Source organism: Rhodococcus sp. NPDC059968 (genome assembly GCF_042738615.1).
Classification (GTDB): Bacteria; Actinomycetota; Actinomycetes; order Mycobacteriales; family Mycobacteriaceae; genus Rhodococcus_F.
The window spans coordinates 1-26,737 of the sequence record NZ_JBHWUE010000072.1 but is presented as its reverse complement, the minus strand read 5'-3'; the positions used below and the strand labels follow the sequence as shown (position 1 = coordinate 26,737).

The following is a 26,737-nucleotide window of genomic DNA, read 5'->3' as shown; positions in this document are numbered from 1 at the left end:
ATGCTCGATGACGAGCGAAGAGGTGGTGGAATGACCGATTTTGACCCGCTCGCCACCCAGCGTGAGTCGGTGTCGAAAACCCTCACCGCCGAGCTGTCCGCAGTCGGTCTCGAGGACGCCAGGGAGATCGGGCACGGTGGGTTCGGGGTGGTCTATCGGTGTGCGCAACCGGAACTCGACCGAACCGTGGCGGTCAAGGTCCTCACCGCGGCGCTCGATGCGGAGAACCTCGAGCGGTTCCTGCGGGAGCAGCGCGCCATGGGCCGGCTGAGCGGCCACCCGCACATCGTCAACATCATGCAGGTCGGAACGACCGACACCGGCCGGCCGTACATCGTGATGCAGTTCCATCCCCACGATTCGCTGGACGCGCAGATCCGCAGGCGCGGGCCCATCCCCTGGAGCGACGCCGCGCGTATCGGGGTGAAACTCGCCGGTGCACTCGAAACCGCGCACCGGGTGGGCATCCTTCACCGGGACGTCAAACCGGGAAACATCCTGCTCACGGAGTACGGCGAACCGCAGCTCACCGATTTCGGGATCGCGCGGATGTCGGGGGCGTTCGAAACGACGGCGGGCACGGTCACCGGCTCCCCCGCATTCACCGCCCCCGAGGTGCTGTCGGGGCGGACCCCGACCGCCGCCTCCGACGTGTACAGCCTCGGCGCGACCCTGTTCAGTGCGATCACCGGGCACGCGGCCTTCGAACGGCACAACGGCGAGGAGGTGATCGCGCAGTTCCTGCGCATCACCACCCAACCCGTCCCGGACCTGCGGAGCGAGGGTTTCCCCGAGGACCTCAGCGCCGTGATCCAGCGGGCGATGTCCGGTAAACCGGAGGATCGCCCCGCGTCCGCCGCCGCGTTCGGAGACGAACTGCGGGAGGTCGAACGCCACCACGGATTGGCCGTGGACGAGATGGCGATGCCCGTCGACGCCGGGGTCCACCACCTCGAGGATTCCGCACCCGGAGCGGTCTCGACCATCTCCGGACCGTTCCGGACCTCCACGACGGGACGGGCGCGATACGCGTCGACGCCGCCGCCCGCGCCGGCCACCCGGTTCCGGCCGCCCGCCGCGACCCGGCAGCTCGTCGAGCGGAACCGGTTGATCGACCTGCTGCGGGCCGGACGCCGACGCCTGTTGACCGTCATCCACGGCCCCACCGGATTCGGCAAGAGCACCCTGGCAGCCCAGTGGCGGAACGTCCTCGCCGACGAGGGTGTGGCAGTCGCATGGCTCACCGTCGACAGCGACGACGACAACGTGGTCTGGTTCGTCGCACACCTCATCGAGGCGATCCGCCGCGTGCGTCCCAACCTGGCCAAGGAACTCGGCCAGGTTCTCGAAGAGCACGACGACGAGGCCGAACGCTACGTGCTCACCTCGCTCGTCAATCAGATCCACGAGAGCGGCGAACGGATCGCCCTGATCATCGACGACTGGCAGCGCGTGTCCGAGCCCGCGACGATCGCCGCCCTGGAGTTCCTCCTCGACAACGGGTGTCACCACCTGCAGGTCGTGGTAACGAGCCGAACCAGGGCCGGGTTGCCGATGAGCCGCATGCGCGTCAAGGACGAACTCGTCGAAATCGACTACTCCGAACTGCGTTTCGACGATTCCGAAGCCCGGTCGTTCCTCGTCGACCTCGGTGGCCTGCCCCTCGACAGCGAGGACGTGACCGAACTCCGCGAATCCACCGATGGGTGGGTGGCGGCCCTCCAACTGGCGTCGCTGTCGCTGCGCGGGCGAGCGGACCCATCCGAGCTGATCGCCGGACTGTCCGGCCGCCACCACGCGATCGGCGAATTTCTCGCCGAGAACGTCCTCGACACCCTCGAACCCGAGATGCTCGACTTCCTGCTGGCCACCTCGATCACCGAACGCACGTGCGGCAGCCTCGCCGGCGCCCTCGCAGACACCGCGCGTGGGCAGGCGATGCTCGAGGCCGCCGAGGACCGGGACCTGTTCCTGCGCCACATCGACGACGAGCGAACGTGGTTCCGCTACCACACCCTGTTCGCCGAGTTCCTGCGCCGCCGGCTCGAACGCGACCAACCCGACCGCGTCCGGGAACTGCACCGCGTCGCGTCCCGATGGTTCTGCGACCACAGCCTGCTCCGCGAGGCCGTCGACCACGCCATCGCCGGCGGCGAGGAGCAACGCGCCGTGGAACTCGTCGAAGCCGACGGACTGATATTGCTCGAGCAGTCCCAGGCGGCGACGTTGTCCGCGGTAGTCGACAAGCTGCCACCGATTCTCGTCGCCGCAAGCGCCCGGCTGCAGGTCACGACGGCGTGGGCGCACGCGATGGCGAACCGGACCATGGCCGCCGAACGCGCGCTCGAGCGAGCCGAATGGGCACTCGACCACAGCGGCGCGAGCGCGAGCGACACGGCGGATCTGCGGGCGGAGGCGGGCGTCGTCCGTGCGGTGGCCGAACTGCGCAACGACCGCAGCGGCCGGATCGACGAACTCGCCGCCGACTGTCTGGCGCGGCCGGAGGCCATGGCCCCATGGGTGGTGTGCGCCGCTTTCAACGTCACGACGTTCGCCGCCGTGTACCGCTTCGACTTCGCGGAGGTTCGCAGGATCCAGGAAGTGGCCCGGCCCTACTACGAGCGGAACAAGGGACCGCACAACGTCGTTCACGGCCAGAGCTATCTGGGTGTCGCGTCCTACGAGCAGCTCGACATCGACGACGCCGTCGACCGTTTCCGGCGGGCCCGCCGAGCCGGCCGGAAACTGGGTGGGCCGAGAGCGCCGTCCGCCCGGCTCGCGGGGTCGCTGCTCGGTGAGGTGCTCTACGAACGCGGGGACGTCGAAGAAGCCGAACGTCTCCTCGACGACGGATACACCCTGGCCGTGGAGACCGGCGGAGTGGACTTCAAGGTCGCCCGCTTCGTCACCGGCGCTCACGTCAAGGCGCTGCGGGGCAACCGCGAGGAGGCGACGACACGCCTGCACGCCGGACTCGAAGTGGCCGAGACCTACTCCCTCGCCCGCCTGCGGGCCCGCGTCGAGAACGAACGCCGGCGGCTCGGCATCACCCCGCATCCCTCCCTCGGGGCACCGGCCCCGGTCCGGCACGAAGACCGGCGACGCCCGGTGTCGGGCATCGACGAGATCGTCGCGCAGGTCGAGGAGACCACCGCGATTCGGATGCTGCTCGCCACCGGGGCGCGCGAGAACATCGAGCTGGCGTGCACCTGGGCGCAGGAGTGGACCGACCGGCTCGCCGGCACCGGCCGCAACCGCGCCTACCTGCTGGCCGAGCGCCTCCGGGTGGCGTGCCTCGCCGCCGCGGGCCGCGACGACGAGGCGAAGCAGACCCTCGCCTCCGTCGCCTCGATCTGCGCGGCGCGAGGACTTCACCGCGTACTTCCCGACGGCGGGCCCTTCGTCGTCGCTCTGGTCGCGGATCTCCGGGCCGATCAGCTGGCCGGCGAGTGGCGGCCGGACTGGGCGACGGTGCCCTCCGACTTTCTCGAGGAGCTACAGAACTCGACCGCCCCGTACACGATGTGACCCGCGGTCAGGACGGCGTGGGCGCCTCCTCCAGGATCAGTCCCGCGGCGCGCAGGTCATCCCAGAATTCGGCCGGGATCGGGCGTTCGAGCCAGGCCGCGTTCTGCCGCGACTGCTCGCAGTTCCGTGCGCCCAGCAGAAGTTCCCGCACCGCAGGATGCGCGGCCGCGAACTGAATCGAGGCGGCCGCCAAGGGAACCCGATGACGCTCGCAGAACTTCTCGATGTCGCGCACCCGGCTCAGTACCTCTTCGGATGCGGGCTGGTAGTTGAACTTGGCGCCGGGCACCGCGCCGGTGGCCAGGATGCCCGAATTGAACACACCGCCGAGGACTATCGCGACGTCGCGCTCCACCGCGAGCGGCAGCAGGTCCTTCACCGGATCCTGCTCGAGCAACGTGTATCTCCCCGCGAGGAGGACACAGTCGAGATCGACGCGTTCGAGGGCATCGAGGCAGACGTCGGCCTCGTTGACCCCGACACCGATTGCCCGGACCACGCCCTCCTCCCGCAACCGGATCAGCGCCGGAAACGCACCCTCGAGCGCTTCCGCGAACCGCGCAGGCTGGGCGTCGCCGTGCGTGTACCGGTCGACGTCGTGCACGTAGAGGATGTCGAACCTGTCCTGGCACATGCGCTGCAGGCTGTCGTCCACCTGCCGCAGGACCGCGTCGTACGAGTAGTCGAAGTCGGCCCGGAACGGCGGGGTGTCCACCCAGATTCCGGTGTCGAACGACCCACGGGGTGCGGGCGTCAACGTGCGCCCCACCTTCGTGGACAACACGTAGTCGTCGCGGTCCCTCGTCAGCAGTGCGTGGCCCACCCGGTGCTCGGACAGTCCGTGCCCGTACATGGGTGCGGTGTCGAACGAACGCACACCCATGTCCCAAGCTTCGACGATCTGAGCCTGGGCCTCCGCTTCGGGGATCGGCCGGAAGATGTTGCCGACGGGCGCACCGCCGTAGCCGAGCAGGGTCACGTCGAAGCAGGCGCGTCCGAACGTCCGAGTGTCGTTCACCTTCACGAGTTCTCACTTCCGTTGCCGAGGAACAGGGTGCTCGGGTCGCGCAGCACGGCATCCATCTCGCGAAGGCACACGAGCTTGATCGCCGCGACGACGAGCTCCGAGTAGAACTGGTCGTGGAACCACTTGTCGCCGCTGTACGCCACGACCAGCCCGCCCTCGCCCACCGCGCTGCCACCCCATTTGGTCCAACCCTGCTGGTAGAGGTAGGGATGCAGCTGCTGAACGGCGTGCGACGGCAGACCGGTGGTCCAGCTGATCCGCGCTTTCGACTCGGCAATCGCGGCGTACGGCCCGGCCCAGTCCTTCTCCTCACCCCAGCTGTGGCGGTAGACGACGGGCAACTCCGCGTCGGCGGATGGGGCGACGCCTGGCCGGAGCACGACGAGATGCCCCGGAGATCCGTGGGAGAGGTTCTCGATCGACGGCAGAGCCAGCTCGACGGCCTCGCGAGCCACGTCCTCGGTCAGTCCGGAAAAATTGGTCATCCGGTCATCCTTCCCCACGGATCAGATCGATCGCCTTCTCGGCGATCATCACCGTGGGTGCCTGGGTGTTGGAACTGACGATGCGCGGCATGACGGACGAGTCGACCACCCGCAGACCCTCGATGCCCATCACCTTCAGTTCCGGTGAGACCACGGCGTCGTCGCCGACGCCCATCGCGCACGTGCCGACCGGGTGGTACGAGGTGCGACCGTATGCGCGAACGAACTTCACGTAGTCGTCCTTCGTGTTCACCGACAGACCGCCGGCCAGATGTTCGGCCTTGATGTGCCGGGCCATCGACGACTGCGCCATGATCTCGCGGCTCTGCCGAAGCCCCTCGATGCTCGACTCCAGGTCGAAGTCGGTGGCGAGGAAGTTCGGGTCGATCAGCGGCTGGGCGGTGGGGTCGTTCGACCTGATCTTCACCGAACCCCGGCTCTCGGGCCGCAGCGAGTACGAGTTCAGTGTGCAGCCGTAGCCCGGGCGGACCGCCGCGACACCGGCCTCGACGCCGGCGGCGGGCAGGAAGTGGAACTGCAGATCCGGGATCGACTCCCCCGCGTGCCCGAAACTGAACCCACCGGCCTCGACGACCGTCGACGCCAACGGGCCCCGCCGGAAGGCCGCGTACTCGAGTCCCGCCTTGGCCGTGGCCGGACGCATCAGGTTCAGCCGGTCGAGACTCTGGTATTCACGGAGTTCGTAGATGACGTCGAGGTCGCAGTGATCGTGCAGGTTCCGGCCGACACCGGGAAGGGCATGGGCCACCTCGACATTCGCGTTCCGGAGGTCGTCGGGATGTCCGATTCCCGACAGCTGCAGGATCTTGGGCGATCCGAACGCGCCCGCCGCAACCAGCACCTCGCGGGACGCGCGGAATGTCTCCACACCGTTCGGGGTGAGCACCTCGATCCCGGTGGCGCGTCCCCCGTCGAGCAGCACCCGTGACACGGCGACGTTCTCCCGCACCGTCAGGTTGGGTCGCTTCCTGGCGGGTGCGAGGTACGCGACCGCGGCGCTGCACCGGCGGGCGTTCTTCGTGGTCGTCTGGTAGAGGCCGACGCCGTGCTGGTGATCGCCGTTGAAGTCGCCGTTGAACGGCAGCCCGAATTCCTGCCCCGCCTGGACGAACGACTTCGACAGCGGATGGGGGTTGATCGGATCGGAGACGCCGAGCGGCCCGTCGGTCCCGTGGTACGGCGCCGACAGCCGTTCGTTGTCCTCGGACCGGAGGAAGTACTTCTGGATCTCCTCGAACGACCATCCCGCGCAGCCGTATTTCAGCGCCCACTCGTCGTAGTCCTCGTGCGCGCCGCGGGTGAACACCTGGGCGTTGATCGAACCGCCACCGCCGATGACCTTGCCCTGGGCGAGGGGAATGACCCGGTCGTTGCAGTGTTTCTGGGGGACGCTCGAGAAGCCCCAGTCGTACTTGCTGGCCGTCAGTTTCGCGAATCCTGCGGGCACGTGGATGAACGGGTGCCGGTCGTTGCCGCCGGCCTCGAGCAGGAGGACCCGGACCGTCGGATCCTCGGTCAGCCGTCCGGCCAGCACGCAGCCCGCGGTGCCGCCGCCCGCGATGACGTAGTCGTAGGTGGCACTCATCGGTTGCCTCCGGTCCAGTTCGGGAACACGCGCTTGCGTGGTCCGGTGCGGATCTGAATGGTCTTGACGTCGGTGAACTCGTCGAAGCCGGCCTGCCCCATCTCGCGGCCGAACCCGCTCTGCTTCATGCCGCCGGCAGGCAGTTGCGGGGCGCCGTCGATGGTCGTGTTCACCCATACGCGGCCGCTGCGCATCTCCCTCGCCACCCGCAGCGCCTTGTCGATGTTCTTGGTCCAGATCGATCCGGCGAGTCCGTAATCCGTGGCGTTGGCGAGCCGGATGGCGTGGTCGACGTCGCTGAACCGGGTGACGGTGAGCACGGGACCGAAGATCTCCTCCTGGAAGGCGGCGGACTCTTCGGCCACGCCGTCGAGGATCGTGGGAGCGACGAAATGCCCGCTTCCCCAATTCTCTCCGTCGAGCCGGTCACCGCCGGTCAGGACGGTCGCACCGTCCCGCCGCGCCGCGTCGATGTGCCCGAGCACCTTCTCGAGGTGGCCGGCGTCGATCATCGGGCCCAGTTCGCTCGCGTCGTCGAGCGGTCCGCCCACCGTGATGCGGCCGGCGGCCTCGACGAGGCGGGCGAGGAAGGCGTCCGCGATCGAGTCCTGGACCAGGAGCCGGGCACCCGACACGCAGCACTCACCCTGATTGAAGAACACGCCGAACAGGACGCCGTCGAGTGCGTCGTCGAGGTCGGCGTCGTCGAACACGACGCTGGCGGCCTTACCGCCCAGTTCCATCGACAGTCGCTTGACGCTGCCCGCCGAGGCCTCGACGATGCGCTTGCCCGTCTCGGTGCTCCCGGTGAACGACAGGATGTCGACCAGACTGCTCTCCGCGAGCGGGGCACCGACCTCGGCACCCGCGCCCGTCACCACGTTCACCACACCGTCGGGGACACCGGCCTCGGTGAGCAACCGGGCCAGCTCGACGGCGGTCCCGGACGTGAACTCGGACGGCTTCACCACCGCCGTGCAGCCCGCGCCGAGCGCGAACGGCAACTTCTGCGCGAGCAGGAGCAGCGGGAAGTTCCACGGGATGATCATGCCGACCACCCCGGCGGGCTCCCGGACCACCATGGCGGTGCAGTCGTCGCCGAGCGCGGTGTGCGCCTCGCCGTGCACCGTCATGGCCAGCGCCGCCGCGTACTCGAACAACTCGATGCTCGCGCCGACGTCGCCGCGGGCCAGAGTGATCGGCTTGCCCGACTCCTCCGCGTCGATCCGGGCGAGTCGTTCCTCGTGCTCGCGCATCAGCCCCGCGCAGCGCAGGAGCGCCCGGCCGCGTTCCATCGCGGTCCAGTGCGGCCACTCGCCCTCGTCGAAGGCGTCCCGCGCAACCGCAACGGCCGCTACCGCGTCGGCGCGGGTGCCCGCGGTGAACGTGGCGACGACGCGGCCGTCGGCCGGACTGACCCGTTCGATGATGTTCTCCGACGGGGGCACGCTGCGCCCGCCGATGAAGTGTCCGTAGCTACGGATCTGTGTTGCTTCGACTGTCGACATCTTTGGCAGTTCCTCGTCAGTGTTCGTGGATCAGGACACCACGCAGGTTGAGCCCCGCGTGCATGTCCACGTATGCGTCGTTCACCTGGTCCAGGCTGTAGCGCCGGGTGATCAGTTCGTCCAGCTTCAGTCGTCCCGACTTGTAGTAGTCCAGCAGTGCCGGAATGTCCCGGGTGGGGTTGCAGTTCCGAACAGCACCCCGCGCAGATGCTTGGCGTAGACCACCAGTTCGAGCGGGCTGATCGGGATCCCGGGTTCGTTCTGGCCGATCGACACGACGGCGACGGTTCCCTCCTTGCGGACGGCGCCGAACGCGTCGGCGATCAGCTGTCCGTCCACCACGCCGACGGTGACGACGGCGCTGTCGGCGCCCTGACCGTTGGTGACCGAGCGGACGAACGGCATGGCCTCGTCGATCGACGCGTACGCGTGGGTGGCGCCGAGTTCGAGGGCTCGTTCGCGTTTGAACGCGACCGGGTCGACCGCGACGACGTGTGCGGCACCCGCGTGGTGGGCACCCTGCACCGCGTTGATCCCCACACCGCCGACCCCGACGACCAGCGTCGTGTCCCGGGGACGGACGCCTGCGCCGTTCACGGCGGAGCCCCACCCGGTGGCGACCCCGCACGAGACGAGGCAGGCCACGTCGAACGGGATGTCGTCGTCGATCTTGACGGCCTGGGCCTGCGAGGTGACGAGGCAGTTCGCGAACGTGCCGAGGCGCTGCATGGCGCCGATCGGCCGCCCTGACTGCGTGGCGAACCGCGCCGTTCCGTCGAGCATGAAACCAGCCTCCATACCGGCCCCCGTGTCGCAGATATATTGCATCCCCTGCGCGCACCAGGCGCAAGTTCCGCAGGCCGGGAGGTAGGCGGTGGCGACGTGGTCGCCGACGGCGAGCCGGGTGACACCGGGTCCGACCGCGCCGATCACACCGGCACCCTCGTGTCCGCCGACCAGCGGCAGCGTATTCGGGATGTCACCGGTGACGAGGTGATCGTCGGAGTGACACAGTCCGGACGCCATCACCTTGATCCGCACCTCGCCGGGACCGGGCTCCGCGAGGACGAGGTCGTCGACCTCCCACTTGCCGCCCACTTCGTGTATCACCGCACCGCGTGCCGTCGTACTCATCGTTCTCCTTCGAATCTCACACTCACACAGAGTCTTACTTGATGATCGAGAGCCGGCTGCGGTCGAGGGTCACGGCGACCGCGACGATGACGACCGCGCCGTACACGATCTGCTGGAAACTGGGGTCGATGCCGGCCACCGAGCCGCCGACCCGGAGAACGGTGACCACCAGGGCGCCGACGAGCACCCGCCACGCTCCGCCGATTCCACCGGTGATGGCACAGCCGCCGACCAGCACCGCCGCGATGGCAGGCAGGAGCAGCGAATCCGCGAGTTGCGGTGCGGCGCTCTGCTGCTGGGCCGACAGTACGACACCCGCCGCGCCCGCGAAGAATCCGGACAGGGCGAATGCTCCGATCCGGACGATCCGGGTTCGGACGCCGCTCATCATCGCCGCCTTCTCACCCAGTCCGACGAGGTGAAAGACATTGCCCCGCGGCGAGAACCGCATCGCGCAGAATACCGCGGCCACCGCCGCCACACCGGCCCACACCGCCATGGGGAGACCGAGCATCGTCCACGAACTGAGCCAGAAGATCGCGTCGTAGCCTTCGCTGATGTAGATGGTGGTCGACCCCGAGGCCACGAGCGCGACCGCACCCCAGAACCCCAGCGCCCCGAGCGAGACGACGAACGACGGGACCTGCCCGAACACGATCAGCAGACCGGTCAGCGCACCTATCAGAGTGAGCGCCACGAGGGTGACGACGACGGCGAGCGGACCGAGGGAGCCGATCGCCGTCGCCAGGATCACCGTGGCGAGCGACGCGAGCGCCGCCACCGACAGGTCGATGCCGCCGGTGAGGATGACGAACATCTGGCCCAGCCCGAGCAGCAGAATCGGGACCGCCTGCGCCGAGACCACCGCGAGGGCGTTCATCGACAGGAAATTCGGTTCGGCGAGAGCGACGAGGAGGACGAGCGCGACCAGCACGACCGACGGGCCGGCCAGCCGCAACCGGTCCCGCGTCGTCCGGGACACCGCCGGCGCCGCACCCTCGGGTGCGCGCATCTCGGTCGAAGTCCTCTCGGTGGAAGTTCTTGTTGCCACGGCGATCACATCATCTTCTCGAGGAGTTGGAGTTTGCTGGGCGGGTTTCCGGACGACGAGTCGAACGCTCCGGTGATCTCGCCGTCCCGCATCACGATCACGCGGTGGCCGAGGCCGATCGCCTCGTCCAGGGTGTCGGCGAGCACCAGAATGGCCACTCCCCTGTCGGAGAGGTCGCGGAACAGGGCGTAGAGGTCTTCCTTGGCGCCGATGTCGAGGCCGCGGGTGGGGTGGTCGAGAACCAGTACCTTCAGGCCGTCGCCCAGAATCCACTTGGCCACCACGGCCTTCTGCTGGTTGCCGCCCGACAGCCGCGCGATGTCGGCGTCGGGGTCGGCGGGCCGGATGCCGAGTTTCTCGATCCAGCTGCGCGCGGTCTCCTCCACCCGGGCGCCCGAGGAGATCCGGCCACCACCGGCCTTCACCGGATGCACCGTCGCGATGTTCTGCGCGACGGTCGCTCCCGCGATCATGCCTTCGACGCGACGTTCGGCGGGAACGTATGCGATACCGGACCGCACGGCGTCCACGGGTGATCCCGGGGCCGAACGCCGTCCGTCGATCTCGACTGTTCCGGAGTCGATGGGGACGGCGCCGAAGACGGCGCGGGCCACCTCCTCGCGCCCGGACTCGACCACGCCCACCACCGAGACGATCTCGCCGGCGTGGACGTCGAGCGACACGTCCTTCGCCTTGCCGCCGCAGGTGAGGTTGCGGACCGACAGAGTCGGCGTGCCCGTCCGGGAGACGGCCTGCTTACGCTCCGACGAGTAGATCTCCTCGGCCGCGCCCTTGCCGATCATCAGCTGGTACAGCTCGGATTCGGTTGCTGCCGAGGCGATCCGCTCACCGACGACCTTGCCGTCGCGCAGCACGTACACGCGGTCGGAGAAGCGGAGAACCTCGTCGAGTCGGTGGGAGACGAAGATGACGGAACCGCGCTCCTTGAGGGCGGTGACCCGGCGATGGAGCACCTCGACGTCCTCGGGTTCGAGCACCGACGTCGGCTCGTCGAGGATGAGCAGCGGCGGGTGTTCCACCTGCCTGCCGCCGACGGCGCGCGCCACCTCCACCATCTGACGCTGGGCGAAGCCGAGCGTCTCGGTGAGCGCGCCCGGATCGACCGTCGACTCCACCACCGACAACATTTCCTGGGCACGGGCCCGGATCCGGCGCCGGCGGAGGAACCCGGCACGGGCGGTGTCCCCCTCGTGTCCGAGGATCAGGTTCTGGCCGACGGTGAGGTTCGGGAGCAGCGACTGCTCCTGATGCACCACTCCGATCCCGTGGTCGGCGGCGTCGGCCGGGCTTCCGAAGCTCACGTCGCGCCCGCCCAGCACCATCCGGCCGCCGTCCTGGCGGTGGACTCCCGCGAGGATCTTGAGCAGCGTCGACTTGCCGGCGCCGTTCTCGCCGATCAGCCCCACCACCTCGTTCGGAGCGATGGACAGGCTCACGTCGTCGAGGACGGTGTTGGGTCCGAATTTCTTCGTGACATTGCGGAGTTCCAGGAGAGATGTCATTTCACGACCCTCAATCGACTGCGGGCAGGCCACCCGGTGGCGATCACCGCGACCACGATGATGAGACCCTGCGCGCCCTGCTGGATGTACGGGCTGGCGCCCGACAGGAGAAGTCCGTTGCCGAGGACCACGAGGAGCAGCACACCCACCAGGGAATGCAGGGGTCCGCCGCGACCGCCGCTCAGCAGCGTGCCGCCGACGACCACCGCGGACAGGGTGAGGAAGAGGCTTCCCGATCCGACGCTCACGTCGCCGACGCCGAGCCGGATGGTGGCCAGCACTCCGCCGAGCCCGGACAGCAGTCCGGCCACGGCGAACAGGACGATCTTGGTGCGCCCGACCGGGACGCCCGCCAGGCGGCTGGTCGCCTCGTCGCCGCCGATCGCGTAGGTGTGCATGCCGAGCCGGGTTCCCTTGCACAGCAGCACTGTCACGGCCACGGCGGCGAGTGCGAACACCACGACGACGGGAAGCCCGAGCCAGTGACCGCCTGCCCAGGCCGCGAGCGACAGGTCGGCGAGCTGAGGGGTGGCGGTGCCGAACAGCACAGTGGCGACACCGAGCCCGACGAACCAGGTACCCAGTGTGACGAGGAAGGACGGCACCCGGACGACGACGTGCAGCACGCCGTTGACCACTCCGAAGAGCAGACCGACCCCCAGCGCCAGCAGGACCGCGAGGAGTCCCAGGTCGTTGCCGTTGACACTGTTCGCCGCGAACAGGACGAACGTCAGCCCGCTGGCCGCCATCACGCCCTCGATCGACAGGTCCACGCCGCCCACCAGGATCACCAGCGTGGCGCCCATCGCGAGGACCACGGGAATCGCGGCCTGCTCCACGATCGCCATCGCGTTGCTCGCCGTCGCGAAGCCGGGAGCCAGCGCGGCGAAGACGGCGCACAGTCCCAGCAGGGCGGCGAGCGGGCCGGCGGTGGAGAGCAGCCGGCGCACGCGTGGTCGTGTGCTGCGCACGGGCGCAACGGGATCTGCGGGGGTCGTCACCTCCCCGGTCACTTCAGTCGTCGACATCGTCACTCCTTCGGAAGATTGTGTGGTTCGTGAATCGAGAGCGGGGCTACCGGGCCACCGGGCCGGTGATGCGGGAGAACGGATCCTGCACGGACCGCACGATCTCCTCGTCACTCGGCACGGCGAGGAACTGGTCGACGTTGGTCGCGGTGATCAGCGACTGGTCGACGTAGAACTCGCGGTTCTCCCGGGGCAGCGACTCGACGTCGAGTGCGCCGGTCATCGCCTGGTAGCAGATGGCGAGTCCCATCGCCCCGTTGAAGTAGGGGTCGGTCGTGTAGGTGGAGAGCAGTTCCCCGTTCGCGATGGCGCCCAGGCCTTCCGGGGTGGCATCCGCGGCGCTGGCGATCTTGATCTCCCCCGCGCGGCCCGCCTCGCGCACCGCCTGCAGTGCGCCCAGCGCCATGGAATCCGTTGCGGCCCAGATACCGTTCACCTGGTCGCCGTACTTGTTGAGCAGGGTCTGCGTGGTGGTGTAGGCCTTGTTGCGGTCGAAGTCGGCGGGCTGGTCGTCGAGCAGGGTGACGCCGGACTGCCCGTCCATGGCCTGCTGGAAGCCCTGGAACCGGGTCTGGCTGATCTCGTTGGCGAGCAACCCCTGCAGCGCGATCACGCCGCCGGTGCCGCCGAGCGAATCGACGAGGGCCTTGCCCGTATCGGCTCCCTGCTGGACGCCGTCGTAGGCGACGTAGGACGCCCATCCGTTCCCGACGTCCCAGGGGTGGAGGTCGGCCGGCTTGCTCCACTGGGTGACCGCGCAGCCGCCGCTGTTCTGCACGGCGCGCACGATCGCGGGGGTGTCGGCGCTCGTGTTCGGGTTGATGTTGAGCAGGACGGTCTTGCCTGCCGCAAGCACCGACTGCAGCTGCGACAGCGCGTTCTGCGAGTCGCCGCCGTAGACGATCACCTTCAGTTCGATCCCCAGCGATTCGGCGTACGCGCGGCTGCCCTGCACCCACGCGGCCTCGTACGGGTTGGTCAGCGACCGGACCTCGGAGACCATCACCATGTCGCCCCGGTCGACGGCTGTTCCGTCCCGCTCGATCTGTTCGGATCCCGTCGAGCAGGCGATGGCGGAGCTCGCCATCACGGAGACTGCCGCGGCAACGCCGACGGCCCGGGCTGCCGCCCTGATTGATCGTTGCGTCCGTGTCATCGTTCGTCCACTTCCTGAAAAAGAATGTAAACGCTTTCTTACCGTGATCGGCGTCACAAGTCAAGCGCTGCATGGTGCGGTCAAGGGTCATCCGGGTCGACCGGACAGGTGAGAAATCGATTACAGAGCGCTGGTGAGCCGGGCGGCCGCGACCGCGCCGGCTACGCGACACCACAACGTGGGTGCGGCGAGTGCCCTTTCGGAGCTCCCCGCCAGGTCGGACAGTGAGATCCCGATGCCGGGCGGCGACGCCGCGAGGCGGCCTGCGACCACCACCGATCGGGTCGCAGTCTCCGCGCACCGATCCAGCACGGAGCCGACGAGTTTGCCGGACAGCGACGTCGCGTCGAATTGGCCCTCACCGGTGACCACGACGTCGGCGCGGCCGAACTCGGCACTCAGCCCCGTGAGCTCTGCGATGCGGGCGGCGCCCGGCACCAGCCGGCCGCCCCAGGCCGACAGTCCGAATCCCGAGCCCCCGGCCGCTCCCGCGCCGGGTTCGGCGGGACTGCACGGCAGTCGGGTACCGAGGCAGCCTGCGAACGTCGCGAGCGCGCGATCCAGGCGGTCGCGCTCCGCGGGGTCGGCGCCCTTCTGCGGCCCGAAGACGTGCGCTGCCCCGTGTGGGCCGCACAGGACGGCCGTCGTGTCCGTCAGCAGTTCGACGCCGCCGGGTGGGGGCTCGGTCAGCGAGCCCACGTCGATCGAGGCGAGAGCGGCCAGGCCGGCGCCCCCGTCGGGGATCTCCCGCCCGTCGCGGTCCAGTAGCTTCGCGCCGAGCGCCCGCAACGCGCCCGCACCGCCGTCCGTGGACGCAGAACCGCCGAGTCCGATCAGCAGTGCCTTCGCACCGTCCGCGAGTGCTGCGGCGATCACCTGTCCCAGGCCGGTCGTCGACGCTCCCCCCGGATCCGGCGAGTCCATCAGGGGCAGCCCACTCATCTGGGCGAGCTCGATCACCGCCGTGCCGTCCCGGAGCAGCAGCCAGCGTCCGGTCGTCGGACGCCCGTCAGGGCCTCGAACACCCGCCACCTCACGCCACACGCCGGTATCGCGGCAGGACGCGACGGCGTCCACCGTGCCTTCGCCGCCGTCCGCCTGCGGGAGCAGCACCAGCTCGTCGTTCGGCCGGACCGTCGACCAGCCGGCCGCCAGAGCCGCTGCCACCTCCGTCGCGGTCAGTGAGCCCTTGAACGAATCCGGGGCGAGCACCACCCGCAGCGAGCCGGCGTCAGGCGACGTCATCGGGGTGGGGTCCCGTGCGCTGATCGCGATTCAGAGCCGAGATCGCGTCCATCTCCGCGGCGGACAGCCGGAAGCCGAACACGTTCGCGTTCTGCCGCATCCGATGCACCGCAGACGATTTGGGCAGAGGAATCGTCCCGATCTGCAAGTGCCAGCGCAGCACGATCTGCGCGACCGACACACGGTGCCGGGCGGCGAGCGCCGCCAGGAGTGCGTGGTCGTTCAGGTGTCCCCTCGCCAGCGGCGCCCACGCCTGGGTGCGGATGCCCATCGACCGGTGCAGATCCGTCAGCGCGGACTGCGTCAGCAGCGGGTGCAGTTCGACCTGGTTGACCGCCGGCGTGATCGTCGCGATCTCCGCGAGCCGCTCGAGCTGTTCGGGCTGGAAGTTCGACACGCCGATCGCCCGCACCCGTCCGTCGTAGTACAGCTTTTCCAGTGCCCGCCACGTCTCCAGGTACTGTCCGCGGCTCGGTGCCGGCCAGTGGATGAGGCACAGGTCGATGCGGCCGAGTTTCGCCGCACTCGCCTCGAACGCGTCCAGTGCCTGCTGGTAGCCCTGGTCCTCGTTGGAGATCTTGGTGGTCACGAAGATCTCGTCCCGATCGACGGCGGCCCGGGCCAGCGCCGCGCCGAGCGACGCCTCGTTGCCGTACATCGGGGCTGTGTCGAACGCGCGATAGCCGGCGGACAGCGCGTGCGACACGGTGGAGCCCATGTCCTCGTCGGGGATCCTGAACAGGCCGAACCCGAGCGCGGGCATCGTGACGTCGTTGTTCAATGTGACCGAGGGAACGGTCGCCAGGCTCGTCATGTGATCGAGTACCCGCCGTCGACGGGCAGGACCACCCCGGTGACGTACCGCGCGGCGTCGGAGACAAGGAACAGCACCACGTCCGCGACGTCGTCGCCGTCGGCGAACCGTTGCAACGGGATACGGCTCAGCTTCTGGGCGCGGAAGTCTTCCTGCCCCAGCACGTCCGCTGTCATCGGCGTTTCGATATAGCCCGGCGAGACGGTGTTGACGCGCACGCCGTGGGGGCCGAGTTCCACGGCCAGACCCTTACCGAGCTGCGTGAGCGCGGCCTTCGTCGCACCGTAGGGAACGATGCCCGGGACGGCGCGGTCCGCGGACAGCGACGCGATGTTCACGATGCTGCCGCGGGTGTCGACGAGCGACTTGGCCGCCTGCCGCGTCAGCCGGTAGGCCGCCGACAGATTGACGTCGAGGAGGCGTTCCCACCCGTCCTCGTCGACGTCGATCGCCGCGGTCCGCAACTGGATTCCGGCCGCGTTGATCAGGATGTCGAGGCGCCCCGACAGTTGCTGGGCGAGGTCGACGGCGCGTGCGCCGAACTCGGGGTCGGTGAGGTCGCCACAGAGACCGTGCCCGCCGAACTCCGCCGCGACGTCGGTGACCTTCGGGTCGGCGTCGGCCGCCACCACAAGTGCCCCGCTGCGGGCGAGGGCTCGGGCGATCGCGGAACCGATCCCACCGGCCGCACCGGTCACGATGGCGGTCTTCCCGGACAGATCGACCGAGTTGGTATGTTGTGCAACGCCGCTCATGCCGCGGCTCCCTTCAGTACGGCCCGGCTGATGATGAGCCGCTGCATTTCGCTGGTGCCTTCGTAGATCTTCGTGATGCGGGCGTCGCGGTAGAGGCGCTCGACCTCGTATCCGCGGATGAAGCCGTTGCCGCCGAACACCTGCACGGCGGCGTCGGCGTGACGCACGCACCCCTCGGACGCGTAGAGCTTGGCCATCGAGCAGAGCGTCTCGGCGTCCGCCGCGCCCGCGTCGAGCGCCCGCGCCGCCTCGACCGACAGCGCGGTGCCGGCCCGCAGTTCGGTGGCGACGGTGGCGAGGGAGAAGGAGATGCCCTGGTTGGCGGAGATCGGCTTGCCGAACTGGCTGCGATCGAGGGACTGCCGGGTGGCGGCGTCCAGGGCGGCGCGGCTGATGCCGAGGCTCAGGCCCGAGATGCCGAGACGGCCCTTGGCCAGCACCTTCATCATGTACCCGAACGCCTTGCCTTCCTCGCCGAGGAGCGCGTCGGCCGACAGGTGGACGGAGTCGAACACCAGCCCGCCGACCTGCGAGGCCCGCTGGCCCATCTTGTGTTCGTGGTAGGCGCGGCTCACGCCGGGCTGGTCGACGTCCACCAGGAACACGGAGATGCCACCGCGCTTCCCCAGTTCGGGATCGGTCACGGCGAGGACGACCGCGAAGTCCGCGACGGGGGCGTTGTGGATGTAGATCTTCTCGCCGGTGAGCACCCAGCCGTCACCGTCCCGCACCGCCCGCGTGGTGATCGACCCGAGGTCGGATCCGGATCCCGGCTCGGTGAGCGCGTAGGCGCAGCGCTTCTCGGCGGAGAGCATCGGGCGCAGGTACTGCTCCTGCTGCTCGGGTGTGCCGTAGTTGCCGAGCAGGCTGCCGAGGATCTCGACGAGGCCGCACTGGTCGGCCACCGACGCGTACCCGTAGGACAGGGACTCCATGACGAACAGGTAGTCGAGGGCGGTGCCGCCGAACCCGCCGAACTTCTCGGGCACCGTGATGCCGAACAGCCCGATCTTGCCCATCTCGCGGTAAATCTCTTCGGGGAATCGTTCGGTCTCGTCCAGCTCGGTGGCGACCGGACGGATCCGTTCGTCGACGAACTCGGCGACGAGCTTGCGTTCGTCGGCGCCGAGCACCGACGAGGGAATGACGCTGTTTCCGGTTGACATGTAGTTCTCCTCAGATGTGTACGGCGACGGGGGCGAACAACCCCGTGTCCATCAGGCGTGGGTTCTTGATGATCGGACGGAATCCCATGTGCGGCAAAATGTCCCGATCGATGTCGATGCCGGGTGCGATCTCGGCGAGTTCGAGGCCGTCGCGGGTGAGGACGAAGACGGCGCGTTCGGTGACGTACACCGCCTCGCGCCCCTCACGGACGGCGAGAGCGCCGGAGTAGGTGACCTGATCGACGCGGTCGACGAACTTGGACACCGAGCCTTCGCGCCGGATCACCAGTTCTCCTCCGACGATCTCGACGTCCAGGCCGCGCGCGGTGAACGTTCCGCAGAACACGGCGCGCGGCGAGTTCTGGGAGATGTCGATGAACCCGCCCGGTCCGACGATTCCGCCGCCGATCTTGCTGACGTTGACGGCGCCGGTGGAGTCGACCTCGGCCATACCCAGGCAGCTGACGTCGAGCATTCCGCCCGAGAAGAGGTCGAACTGGGTGGTCGACGAGTGCACGACCTTCGGTCCGCGCGCGGCCCCGAACAGATCGCCGGAGACGGGGATGCCGTCGATCAGCCCCTGCTCGATGGCAAGTGTGATGTCATCCAGGCGATCCTGTTCGGCGAGCGCGTCCACGACCAGCGCGGACACCCCGAAACCGACGTTGAGGACATCACCGTCCCGGACCTCGGCGGCGGCCCGCCGGGCGATCAGCATGCGGATCGGGTCGTGGTTCGTGGCACCGAAACCGGAGTTCGCCGCGTCGCCGGAGAGTTCGGGGTCGAATTCGCCCGCGTACGTCTGCCATTGCGCCGGCGCGTGGACGACGTCGTCCACCAGGACCGCCGGGATGTGCACGAGCCGCGGATCGATCGGCCGGTCCAGCAGGTTCTTCACCTGCACGATGACCCGGCCGCCGCTCGCCTTCGCCGCCTGAGCGACGGCCAGCGCGTCGAGCTGAGCCGCCTCGCCCGAGCACGTGACGTTCCCGGACGGGTCGATGGAATCGCCGCGGACGATGGCCACGTCGACGGGAAACGGCTTGTAGCGCAGGTACTCGCGGCCGTCCAGAGTGAGGAGTTCGACGAGGTCCTCGGTGGCGGACGGCGTGAACTTGCCCCCGCCGTGCCGCGGGTCGACGAACGTGTCGAGACCGGTGGCGGTGATGAGGCCCGGCCGGCGCGCGCCGATCTCCCGCAGCAGCTGACTGATCGCGCCGCCGGGCCACGCGTACGCCTCGATCTCGTCGTTGCGGACGAGGTCGATCATGGTCGGCGACCACGTCCAGTGCCCGCCGATGACCCGTTTGACCATGCCCTTGTGCGCAAGGTGATTGGTTCCGCGGCTCACCCGGTCGCCGATGCCGAGGGCGTGCACGATCGTGAGTTCCCTCGGCGATCCGGTCGCGAGGAAGCACTCCTCCAGCGCCTCGAGGACGGTGTCCGGTTCGAGGATCCCGCCGCCCGAACCGGTGAGGGCGATCGTCGATCCTGGCGCGATGTCGCTCACGGCTCGTGTCGCGGTGGTCAGTGTCCAGCGCCTCGAGGCGGCACCCGTTCCGGGCTGTGTCATATCCGCTCCTGTAAATGCTTACATTTTGCCAATCGGCCCATTAAAGCTATGGACCTCAGTGATTGACACAGTATATTGTGAGCTGCACAACATCAAGAAAACGATTACAGGAGATTTCATGGCCTCGATCCTGCTGCCCGATCGCCACGGTTCGCCCACGACTCTGGCGTTGAACGCACCCGCTCGGCTGGACACCAGGTCCACGGCGCCGACCAGCAGGGCGGTGTACGCGGCCGCGCATGTGGTCGCCGATCCACTGCGGGCGTCGGCGGAGAATCCCGCGGATCAGATCGACTGGGACGCGACCCTGCGACTGCGCCGCGACCTGTGGTCGCTGGGGCTCGGGGTGGCGGAGTCGATGGACACCGCCCAGCGCGGCATGGGACTGGACTGGGCCGCGGCGAAGGAACTCGCCATCCGCACGCTCACCGACGCGCAGGCGGTCGGCGGGAAGGTGGTCGTGGGGGTGGCCACCGATCAACTGAAGACCGACACCCCCTCGCTCGACGAGATCCGCGGCGCCTACCTCGAGCAGGTCGAGGCGATCGAATCGGCGGGTGGTGAGGTGGTGCTGATGGCGAGCCGGCACCTCGCCCGTGCCGCCACCGGCCCCGACGACTACCTCGCCGTGTACGACGCGGTGCTGTCGGCGGCCACCCGCCCGGTGGTCCTGCATTGGCTGGGTTCGGTGTTCGATCCCGCCCTCGACGGCTACTGGGGATCGGCGGATCCGGGCGCGGCCATGGACACCGTCCTGCAGATCGTCGACGCGCACCGGGACACCGTGCGCGGCATCAAGGTCTCCCTGCTCGACCCGGCACTCGAGATCGCCCTGCGCCGGCGGATGCCGGACGGGGTGCGGGTGTTCACCGGCGACGACTACAACTACGTCGGCCTGATCGCCGGCGACGGCACCCACACCAGCGACGCCCTCCTCGGTGCGTTCGCTGCGCTCGGGCCGTTCGCCTCCGCCGCGTTCGCCCGGTTGGACGACGGTGACGAGCAGGGCTTCCGGAACATCCTGGGCCCCACCGAAACCCTGAGCCGGTTGCTGTTCGCCGCCCCGACGCAGTACTACAAGGTCGGCGTCGCGTGGCTGGCGTACCTGAACGGCAAGCAGGAGCACTTCCGGATGATCGGCGGCTTCGAGACCGGTCGCAGCCTCACCCACCTGGCCGAACTGATCCGCGCCGCCGATGCGATCGGCCTGTTCACCGACCCCGACTTCACCGCCGCCCGCGCCGCCGCGTACTTCGCCGTGCACGGAATCCGCTGACATGGACCTCGCGCACTGCAGTCTCAACTCCGTCACCGTCAAGGGCGCCGGCCTCACCGAGGTCGCCGACCTCGCCGAGCAGTGGGGGTTCGGCGGCGTCGGCCTGTGGCGGGACGTGCTCGACAGCGTGGACCTGGCGGGCGCGTCGGCCCGACTCCGGCGGTCGGGTCTGCGCGTCACCAGCGTCTGCCGGGGCGGAATGTTCCCGCAACCGACCGCCCGGCTGCGGCGAGAAGCCATGGACGACAACCGGGTGGCGGTCGATCAGGCGCACGCCCTCGGCGCCGACTGCCTCGTGCTGGTCTGCGGCGCCGCCCACGGCGACCTCGCCGGCGCGAGGCGGCAGGTCCACGACGGCATCGCCGAACTCGAGCCGTACGCCCGGGCGGCGGGGGTGCGGCTCGCGGTCGAGCCGATGCACCCGATGATGGCGTCGAGCCGGTCGGTCATCACCTCACTCGGCGAAGCGAACGACCTCGTCGAGGCACTCGAATCCGACCTCGTCGGGATCGCCCTCGACTCGTATCACGTGTGGTGGGACGCGGCACTGGCGGAGCAGATCGCGCGGGCAGGCGAACGCCTGTTCTCGGTGCAGTTGGCCGACTGGGTCACCCCGATCCACGGCGAACTCAGCAGCCGCGGCATGCCCGGCGAAGGCTGCATCGACATGACCGGATTCGTTGCCGACTGCAGAAACGCCGGCTACCACGGACTCGTGGAAGTCGAGATCCTCAGCGACCGATGGTGGGCCGAGACCGCCCCGCGGGCCGTCGACGCCGCGGCGAACGGCCTCGCCGCCGTCTGAAACCCCAGCTCAGCTCGAGGCGGGCCCCGTCGACTCGCGAATGACGACGTCGGCGGGGATCAGCGGCGGAGACGTGGTGGTCTCGTTGTTCAGGGCCGCCCGCATCAGCGACCACGCCTGGTCCCCCAGATCGATCTTCGGGCTCACCACCGTGGTCAGGCGCGGCGCCAGGTGGCGCGCCATATCGATGTCGTCGAAGCCGGTGACCGAAATGTCCTCGGGGACGCGGAGTCCGCGCTCACGCAGTTTCGAGATGACGCCCAGCGCGGTCAAGTCGTTGAAGCAGACGAGGGCGGTCGGCTCGTGCGTGAGTGCTTCTTCCACCACGTCGTAACCACCCTCGATGGTGCCGTCCGACGGCACCGCCGTCGCCTCGATCCCGAGCACCTTCGCCATTTCGATTGCCCGCCACCGCTCGCGGTTCTGCCAGGCCAGATCCGAGCCCTTCACGTAGACGATCCGGCGGTGGCCGAGCTTCGAAAGGTGCCCGCACAGCTGCATCATGGGGGTGAAGTTGTCGACGGCCACCATGGGGAGATCGACTTCCAGTTCCACCCGGTTGACGAGCAGGACGGGAGTCGACTGCTTGGCCAGTTCCTTCAGGCCACTCGTCGGAATCCTGGACGAGAGCAGCACGAGGCCGTCGACCTGGCCGAGTAGGTCGAGTGCGGTGGCGAGTTCGTCGGCCGCGTCACCGGAGTAGTCGGCGACGAGCATGCGGTATCCGTCGGCGGTGGCGCCGTGGTGCATCTGCTTGACGACGTCGAAGAAGTACGCGTTGGCCAGGTCAGGCAGGATCACGCCCATGTTTCTCAGCGACCCGAGGACGAGTCCGCGAGCGGCGGTGCTGGGCCGGTAGGACAGCTCGTCGGCGACCTTGTGGACCCGGGCTGCAAGGTCCGGGGTCACCGACGAACTGCCGCTCATGACACGGGAGACGGTGGCGATCGAGACCCCGGCCGCCTTGGCTACGGTATTGATCGTGACGCGACGGCTCGCGGGCACTCGGGTCTGATCAGCCATAGCTGCCTCTACATCTCTCGTCACCATTGCTACCGTCTCCCACCTCGGTGGGTGGAAACGCTTACAGCGTATCGCGAAGACGGCCCCGGATCACGCGGACGCTCACTCCTTGCGCAACAACGCGCGCGTTCCGAGCAGTTTCCGCGACGTCAGCAGCACCTTGACGTGCTTGCTGCCGTTCGATTCGAGTTCCTCGACCGCGCGGCCGAACTCGTCCAGCGCAAACGTCGCGGTGTGCAGCGGCGACGCGTCCACCTTCCCCGACTCGAGGAGTTCGGCCGCGTCGACGAAGTCCTGCCGGACGTAGTTCCGGCAGGCCACGACGGACAGCTCACGGGCGTAGAGCGCGCTGTAGTCGAGGGTCAGTTCGTGCCCGGGTTTCGCGGACGCGATCGCGACGTACCGGCCGCCCGGAGCGAGGACCCGCAGCGCCAGCCGGGACGATTCCTCCGTGCACACCGTGTCGTAGACGAGGTCGACCGAGTCCGTCCGGTCCCGGAGCCAGCCCTCGAGCGCGTCCCCCGAGTCGGTCGTGAAGCCGCTCATCCCGCACGCCAGGGCAGGCTGCTCCCGTTCGGTGTAGCGATCGACGCCGAACACCCGGACGCCTCGGCTCCGGGCCACCAGCGTGGTCGCGAGTCCGATCGCACCGGTCCCGATGACCAGCGCGGTGTCCCCCTCCGAGGCGCCGCCGCGCCGGACCACATGAACTCCGACGGCGAGCGGTTCGACGAGCGCCCCGAAACGGTCCAGCACCGAGTCGCTCACGGGCACGCACTGCGTCTCGGGTACGACGAATTCCTCGCTGAAGCATCCGCGTGGGTCGGACAGGCCGAACACCCGGATGCTCGGACAGTTGTTGATCCTGCCGTCGCGGCAGGCGCGGCAGCTGCCGCAACCCGTGGTCGGGTAAACCATCACCGGCTGACCGATCGTGAGACTCGTGCCCGGACCCACCCGCGACACCCGTCCCGCGCATTCGTGGCCGAGCACCGTCGGATATGCGGCGACCGCGTTCCGGCCGCGCAGGTGCGACAGGTCGCCGCCGCAGATCCCGGCCGAGTCGAGAGCGACGAGCACCTCCCCCGCGCCCGGCGCCGCGACGTCACCGTGGTCGAGGCGATAGTCGTTCGGGCCGTCGACCCGAATACTCAAGACTGACATGCGCTTTCCTTTTCGTCGGAGACAGTGACCGGCATCGCGCCGGCTGTGGCGGACCGGTAGGCGGCGTCGATCACCGCTTGCACGGGCAGCCCGGACCGGGCATCGGACAGCGGCGCCGCGCCGGCCGCCCAACTGGCGAAGACGTCCTCGTACAGCGACCGGAACCACGCCGTCATGGACAGCGGATCCGGCCCGGACGCGTCGACGGACCCGTCGACGAGTGGGCGGACGCCGTCGCCGATCTGGACGAGCGAATCCCCCACCAGCCGTAACTGCCCCGCGTCGCCGTAGAGGTGGATCGTCTCGGCTCCACCCGGCCATGCGGCCGTGCTCGCCGTCACCGACGCCGCATGCGTGCCGTGGTCGATCAGGAGGTGAATCGTGTCCTCGGCCTCGAGCCTGCCTCGGCTGGTGGAAGCCGTGGCCACGACACTGCGCGCGGGCCCGGTCAGCGACAGGTAGAGGTCGAGGGTGTGGATGGCCTGGGTGATCAGCACTCCGCCGCCGTCCCGGTCCCGGGTGCCGCGTCCGGCCTCGGCGTAGTAGGAGTCGGGACGCCATAACGGGACGGTGACGGTTGCCGAGCGGAGGGCGCCGATCGCGCCGTCCGAGAGTAGCCGCCGGGCGCGACGCGCCGCCTCCTTGTAGCGGTGTTGCAGCGTGACCGCGGCCCGCACGCCGGATCGCTCGGCGACGTCCACGATCGCCTGTGCATCGTGCAACGAGACCGCCAGCGGTTTGTCGATCACCAGGTCCAGGCCGCGCTCGGCCAATGCCGACGCGACGGCCAGGTGACTCGACGGCGGCGTGACCACGACCGCGGTGTCGGCGTCCAGAGCCGCTGCCGCGTCGAGGCTCGGGAGTATCCGCGCCTCCGGTGCCAGCCGGCGTGCGGCCGCCGCCCGCGTCTCGTCGCGCGTCACCACACCGACCACGTCGGCGTCGACAGCCCGGAGGGCCGTGAGGTGCGCGGCGCTCGCGAGCCCGGCGCCGACCACAACGACGCGACGGGTCACGATGCGGCCTCGACGGCCTTGCGGGAACCCACACTCCGGCCGAGGGTCTCGGGAAGCAGGGCGATGCCGATCAGCCCGACCACGCTCAAACCCATGAGGTAGCTCGCGACGAGCCAGGGCGTTCCGCCCGCGACGGCGACGAGGGCCGTGGCAACCAGCGGGATCGTGCCGCCGACCACGGCGGCCGGGATCTCCCGGGAGATCGCGATGCCGCTCCACCGGATCTTGGTGGGAAACAGTTCGGAGAGCAGCGCACCGCCCGGCCCGGACGTCGTGCCCTGGACGAGGCAGATACCGAGCATCAGCGCCAGTCCGACCATCCACGGCGACCGCGTGTCGAGCATCAGGAACATCGGGAACGGGAAGACGATGCCGAAGATGGCGCCGGACAACAGGACCGGCTTGCGACCGATCTTGTCGGCCAGCCGGCCGAACCCGATGATGACGGGGATGGCGCAGAACTCGGCCACGATCAATCCGATCAGGGCCTGAGTGGAATCGACGCCGAGGGTCTTGGTCACGAACGACAGCGCGAAGACCTGCATGACGTAGGCCCACGGGATCACGAAGCTGAAGAGGGCGAGCCCGCACAGGATGTGCCGCCAGTGGTTTCGGACCGCGTCGACCAGCGGCGCGCGGTCCACCTCACCGTGCTGCGCGGCCTCCTTGAACACTGCCGTCTCGTTGACCTTCAGCCGCAGATAGCCGGCCACGAGAACGATGGCGGCGCTGGCCAGGAACGGAATACGCCAGCCCCAGGACAGGAAGAGGTCGTCGGGCATCAGCGTGAGCAACGCGAAGATCATGGTGGCGCCGCCGGTTCCGACGTAGATCGCCGCCCCCGGATACGCACTGGAGAGAGCTCGCCTAGAGCTGTCCGTGGATTCGGTGACCATCGTGATCGCCCCGGCGAACTCGGCGCCCGCGCCCGCACCCTGGAACAGGCGAAGGACGATCAGGAGAATCGGCGCCCAGATTCCGATCGCGTCCGCGGTGGGCAGCGCACCGATCAGCGTCGTCGAGGCGCCCATGACGAGCAGGGTCATGAGGAGCATCGGCTTGCGGCCGAGCCGGTCGCCGAAGTGCGCGAAGACCAGTCCACCGATCGGGCGGGCGCCGAGTCCGACGGCGAACGTCCCGAACGCGGCCATCGTGCCGGCGAGGGATCCCGCCCCGGGGAAGTAGAGGGGCCCGAAGACGAGGGCCGCCGCGAGACCGTAGAGCGTGAAGTCGTACCACTCGATCACGGTTCCCGCCGCGCTCGCCTTGATCACCCGGCGGCGTTGCTGCCCTGCCGACCCGTGCGGCACCGCGGTCGACCGCTCGGTGCCGAGTTCGGTCATGCCCATCGAGAACTCCTGACTGTGAAGGGGAACTGCCGGAACCCGACTACTATGACCCACGTCACCGAATTTGTAAACGCTTTCTCAGCTTCGCGGAGGATTCTCGTTTCCACAGTTCACAGCATTATGCTTGCGGGATGTCGACCAGACCCGGTCAGATACCGCTTTCATTTCCCCCGGAGCGGACAGGGCCGGTCGCGCGGCCAGGCGGACCCATGTCCGCCGATCGCCAGTGCTCGGGGCGGAGGTAGATGGCGACCTGTTCGCGACAGATTCCGGAGCCCCACAGCGGCGCGGCGGACCGATTGAATGGAACCTGGCGGTTCGAAACGGTTAGATGGGACCTGAGGTTCCGGACAGTGCAGCGTCGTACGTCGAGGTGAACGGAGACACAGATGCCAGGCCCAGTCGCGAGATTGGCACCCCAAGCAGTCCTCACTCCGCCCAGCCCTGCCGCCCTGTTCCTGGTGCTCGTCGCCGGGGACTCCGACGAAGACCGCGCGACGGTGTG

General features: G+C 68.9%; 20 protein-coding genes and 1 pseudogene. 3 read left to right on the top strand and 18 right to left on the bottom strand.

From position 1 onward, the window contains the following. Nucleotides 1–30 precede the first annotated feature (30 nt). A complete protein-coding gene (locus ACFWAY_RS38560) occupies nt 31–3,528 on the top strand; it encodes a protein kinase (RefSeq protein ID WP_378514252.1) in 3,498 nt (1,165 codons plus the stop codon). Between the two features lie 7 nt (nt 3,529–3,535). Here ACFWAY_RS38560 and ACFWAY_RS38555 read toward each other — a convergent pair whose 3' ends face one another. The 14 genes and pseudogenes from ACFWAY_RS38555 to ACFWAY_RS38490 form a co-directional block, all read right to left on the bottom strand. Continuing rightward, nucleotides 3,536–4,552, bottom strand: a complete 1,017-nt coding sequence (locus ACFWAY_RS38555; protein WP_378514251.1) for an aldo/keto reductase — start codon at nt 4,550–4,552, stop codon at nt 3,536–3,538. After that, nucleotides 4,549–5,040: a hypothetical protein gene (locus ACFWAY_RS38550; RefSeq protein ID WP_378455999.1), complete on the bottom strand. Its 492-nt coding sequence runs from the start codon at nt 5,038–5,040 to the stop codon at nt 4,549–4,551. Before ACFWAY_RS38550 ends, ACFWAY_RS38555 begins: the two co-directional genes overlap by 4 nt. Before the next feature lie 4 nt (nt 5,041–5,044). After that, nucleotides 5,045–6,646: a GMC family oxidoreductase gene (locus ACFWAY_RS38545; RefSeq protein ID WP_378456000.1), complete on the bottom strand. Its 1,602-nt coding sequence runs from the start codon at nt 6,644–6,646 to the stop codon at nt 5,045–5,047. Beyond that, the gene (locus ACFWAY_RS38540; protein WP_378514250.1) at nt 6,643–8,154 is read right to left on the bottom strand and encodes an aldehyde dehydrogenase family protein; all 1,512 of its coding nucleotides are present in this window, start codon (nt 8,152–8,154) and stop codon (nt 6,643–6,645) included. The genes ACFWAY_RS38545 and ACFWAY_RS38540 overlap by 4 nt, the downstream gene beginning before the upstream one ends. Before the next feature lie 16 nt (nt 8,155–8,170). After that, nucleotides 8,171–9,288, bottom strand: a pseudogene (locus ACFWAY_RS38535) (Zn-dependent alcohol dehydrogenase). A 34-nt stretch (nt 9,289–9,322) separates the two neighbouring features. After that, the gene (locus ACFWAY_RS38530; protein WP_378456002.1) at nt 9,323–10,300 is read right to left on the bottom strand and encodes an ABC transporter permease; all 978 of its coding nucleotides are present in this window, start codon (nt 10,298–10,300) and stop codon (nt 9,323–9,325) included. Nucleotides 10,301–10,344: 44 nt separating this feature from the next. Continuing rightward, nucleotides 10,345–11,862, bottom strand: a complete 1,518-nt coding sequence (locus tag ACFWAY_RS38525) for a sugar ABC transporter ATP-binding protein (RefSeq protein ID WP_378514249.1) — start codon at nt 11,860–11,862, stop codon at nt 10,345–10,347. Then, on the bottom strand, nt 11,859–12,890 hold the full coding sequence (locus ACFWAY_RS38520) for an ABC transporter permease (RefSeq protein ID WP_378514248.1): 1,032 nt from the start codon (nt 12,888–12,890) through the stop codon (nt 11,859–11,861). Before ACFWAY_RS38520 ends, ACFWAY_RS38525 begins: the two co-directional genes overlap by 4 nt. 46 nt (nt 12,891–12,936) lie before the next feature. Continuing rightward, entirely contained in the window at nt 12,937–14,046 is a 1,110-nt protein-coding gene (locus ACFWAY_RS38515) for a sugar ABC transporter substrate-binding protein (RefSeq protein WP_378514247.1), read from the bottom strand. 120 nt (nt 14,047–14,166) lie between these two features. Continuing rightward, complete coding sequence (locus ACFWAY_RS38510) at nt 14,167–15,291, bottom strand: glycerate kinase (protein WP_378514246.1); 1,125 nt, start codon at nt 15,289–15,291, stop codon at nt 14,167–14,169. Next, complete coding sequence (locus tag ACFWAY_RS38505; protein ID WP_378514245.1) at nt 15,278–16,105, bottom strand: aldo/keto reductase; 828 nt, start codon at nt 16,103–16,105, stop codon at nt 15,278–15,280. The genes ACFWAY_RS38510 and ACFWAY_RS38505 overlap by 14 nt, the downstream gene beginning before the upstream one ends. Further along, nucleotides 16,102–16,860: an SDR family NAD(P)-dependent oxidoreductase gene (locus ACFWAY_RS38500; RefSeq protein ID WP_378514244.1), complete on the bottom strand. Its 759-nt coding sequence runs from the start codon at nt 16,858–16,860 to the stop codon at nt 16,102–16,104. The genes ACFWAY_RS38505 and ACFWAY_RS38500 overlap by 4 nt, the downstream gene beginning before the upstream one ends. After that, a complete protein-coding gene (locus ACFWAY_RS38495; protein WP_378456009.1) occupies nt 16,857–18,026 on the bottom strand; it encodes an acyl-CoA dehydrogenase family protein in 1,170 nt (389 codons plus the stop codon). Before ACFWAY_RS38495 ends, ACFWAY_RS38500 begins: the two co-directional genes overlap by 4 nt. 10 nt (nt 18,027–18,036) lie before the next feature. Continuing rightward, nucleotides 18,037–19,599, bottom strand: a complete 1,563-nt coding sequence (locus ACFWAY_RS38490) for a CoA-transferase (protein WP_378456010.1) — start codon at nt 19,597–19,599, stop codon at nt 18,037–18,039. A gap of 118 nt (nt 19,600–19,717) precedes the next feature. Here ACFWAY_RS38490 and ACFWAY_RS38485 point away from each other — a divergent pair, with 118 nt between their 5' ends. Together ACFWAY_RS38485 and ACFWAY_RS38480 are read left to right on the top strand one after the other, a co-directional pair. Continuing rightward, the gene (locus ACFWAY_RS38485) at nt 19,718–20,875 is read left to right on the top strand and encodes a DUF993 family protein (protein ID WP_378456011.1); all 1,158 of its coding nucleotides are present in this window, start codon (nt 19,718–19,720) and stop codon (nt 20,873–20,875) included. 1 nt (nt 20,876) lies between these two features. Beyond that, complete coding sequence (locus ACFWAY_RS38480; RefSeq protein WP_378456012.1) at nt 20,877–21,680, top strand: sugar phosphate isomerase/epimerase family protein; 804 nt, start codon at nt 20,877–20,879, stop codon at nt 21,678–21,680. Between the two features lie 9 nt (nt 21,681–21,689). Here ACFWAY_RS38480 and ACFWAY_RS38475 read toward each other — a convergent pair whose 3' ends face one another. From ACFWAY_RS38475 to ACFWAY_RS38460, 4 genes are all read right to left on the bottom strand, one after another. Continuing rightward, nucleotides 21,690–22,703, bottom strand: a complete 1,014-nt coding sequence (locus ACFWAY_RS38475; RefSeq protein ID WP_378456013.1) for a LacI family DNA-binding transcriptional regulator — start codon at nt 22,701–22,703, stop codon at nt 21,690–21,692. A gap of 102 nt (nt 22,704–22,805) precedes the next feature. Further along, a complete protein-coding gene (locus ACFWAY_RS38470; protein WP_378456031.1) occupies nt 22,806–23,858 on the bottom strand; it encodes an alcohol dehydrogenase catalytic domain-containing protein in 1,053 nt (350 codons plus the stop codon). Next, nucleotides 23,855–24,883 carry a Gfo/Idh/MocA family protein gene (locus ACFWAY_RS38465; RefSeq protein ID WP_378456014.1) on the bottom strand — a complete coding sequence of 343 codons (1,029 nt, stop codon included), beginning with the start codon at nt 24,881–24,883 and terminating at the stop codon, nt 23,855–23,857. The genes ACFWAY_RS38470 and ACFWAY_RS38465 overlap by 4 nt, the downstream gene beginning before the upstream one ends. After that, nucleotides 24,880–26,232: an MFS transporter gene (locus ACFWAY_RS38460; protein WP_378456015.1), complete on the bottom strand. Its 1,353-nt coding sequence runs from the start codon at nt 26,230–26,232 to the stop codon at nt 24,880–24,882. Before ACFWAY_RS38460 ends, ACFWAY_RS38465 begins: the two co-directional genes overlap by 4 nt. Nucleotides 26,233–26,737 lie beyond the last annotated feature (505 nt).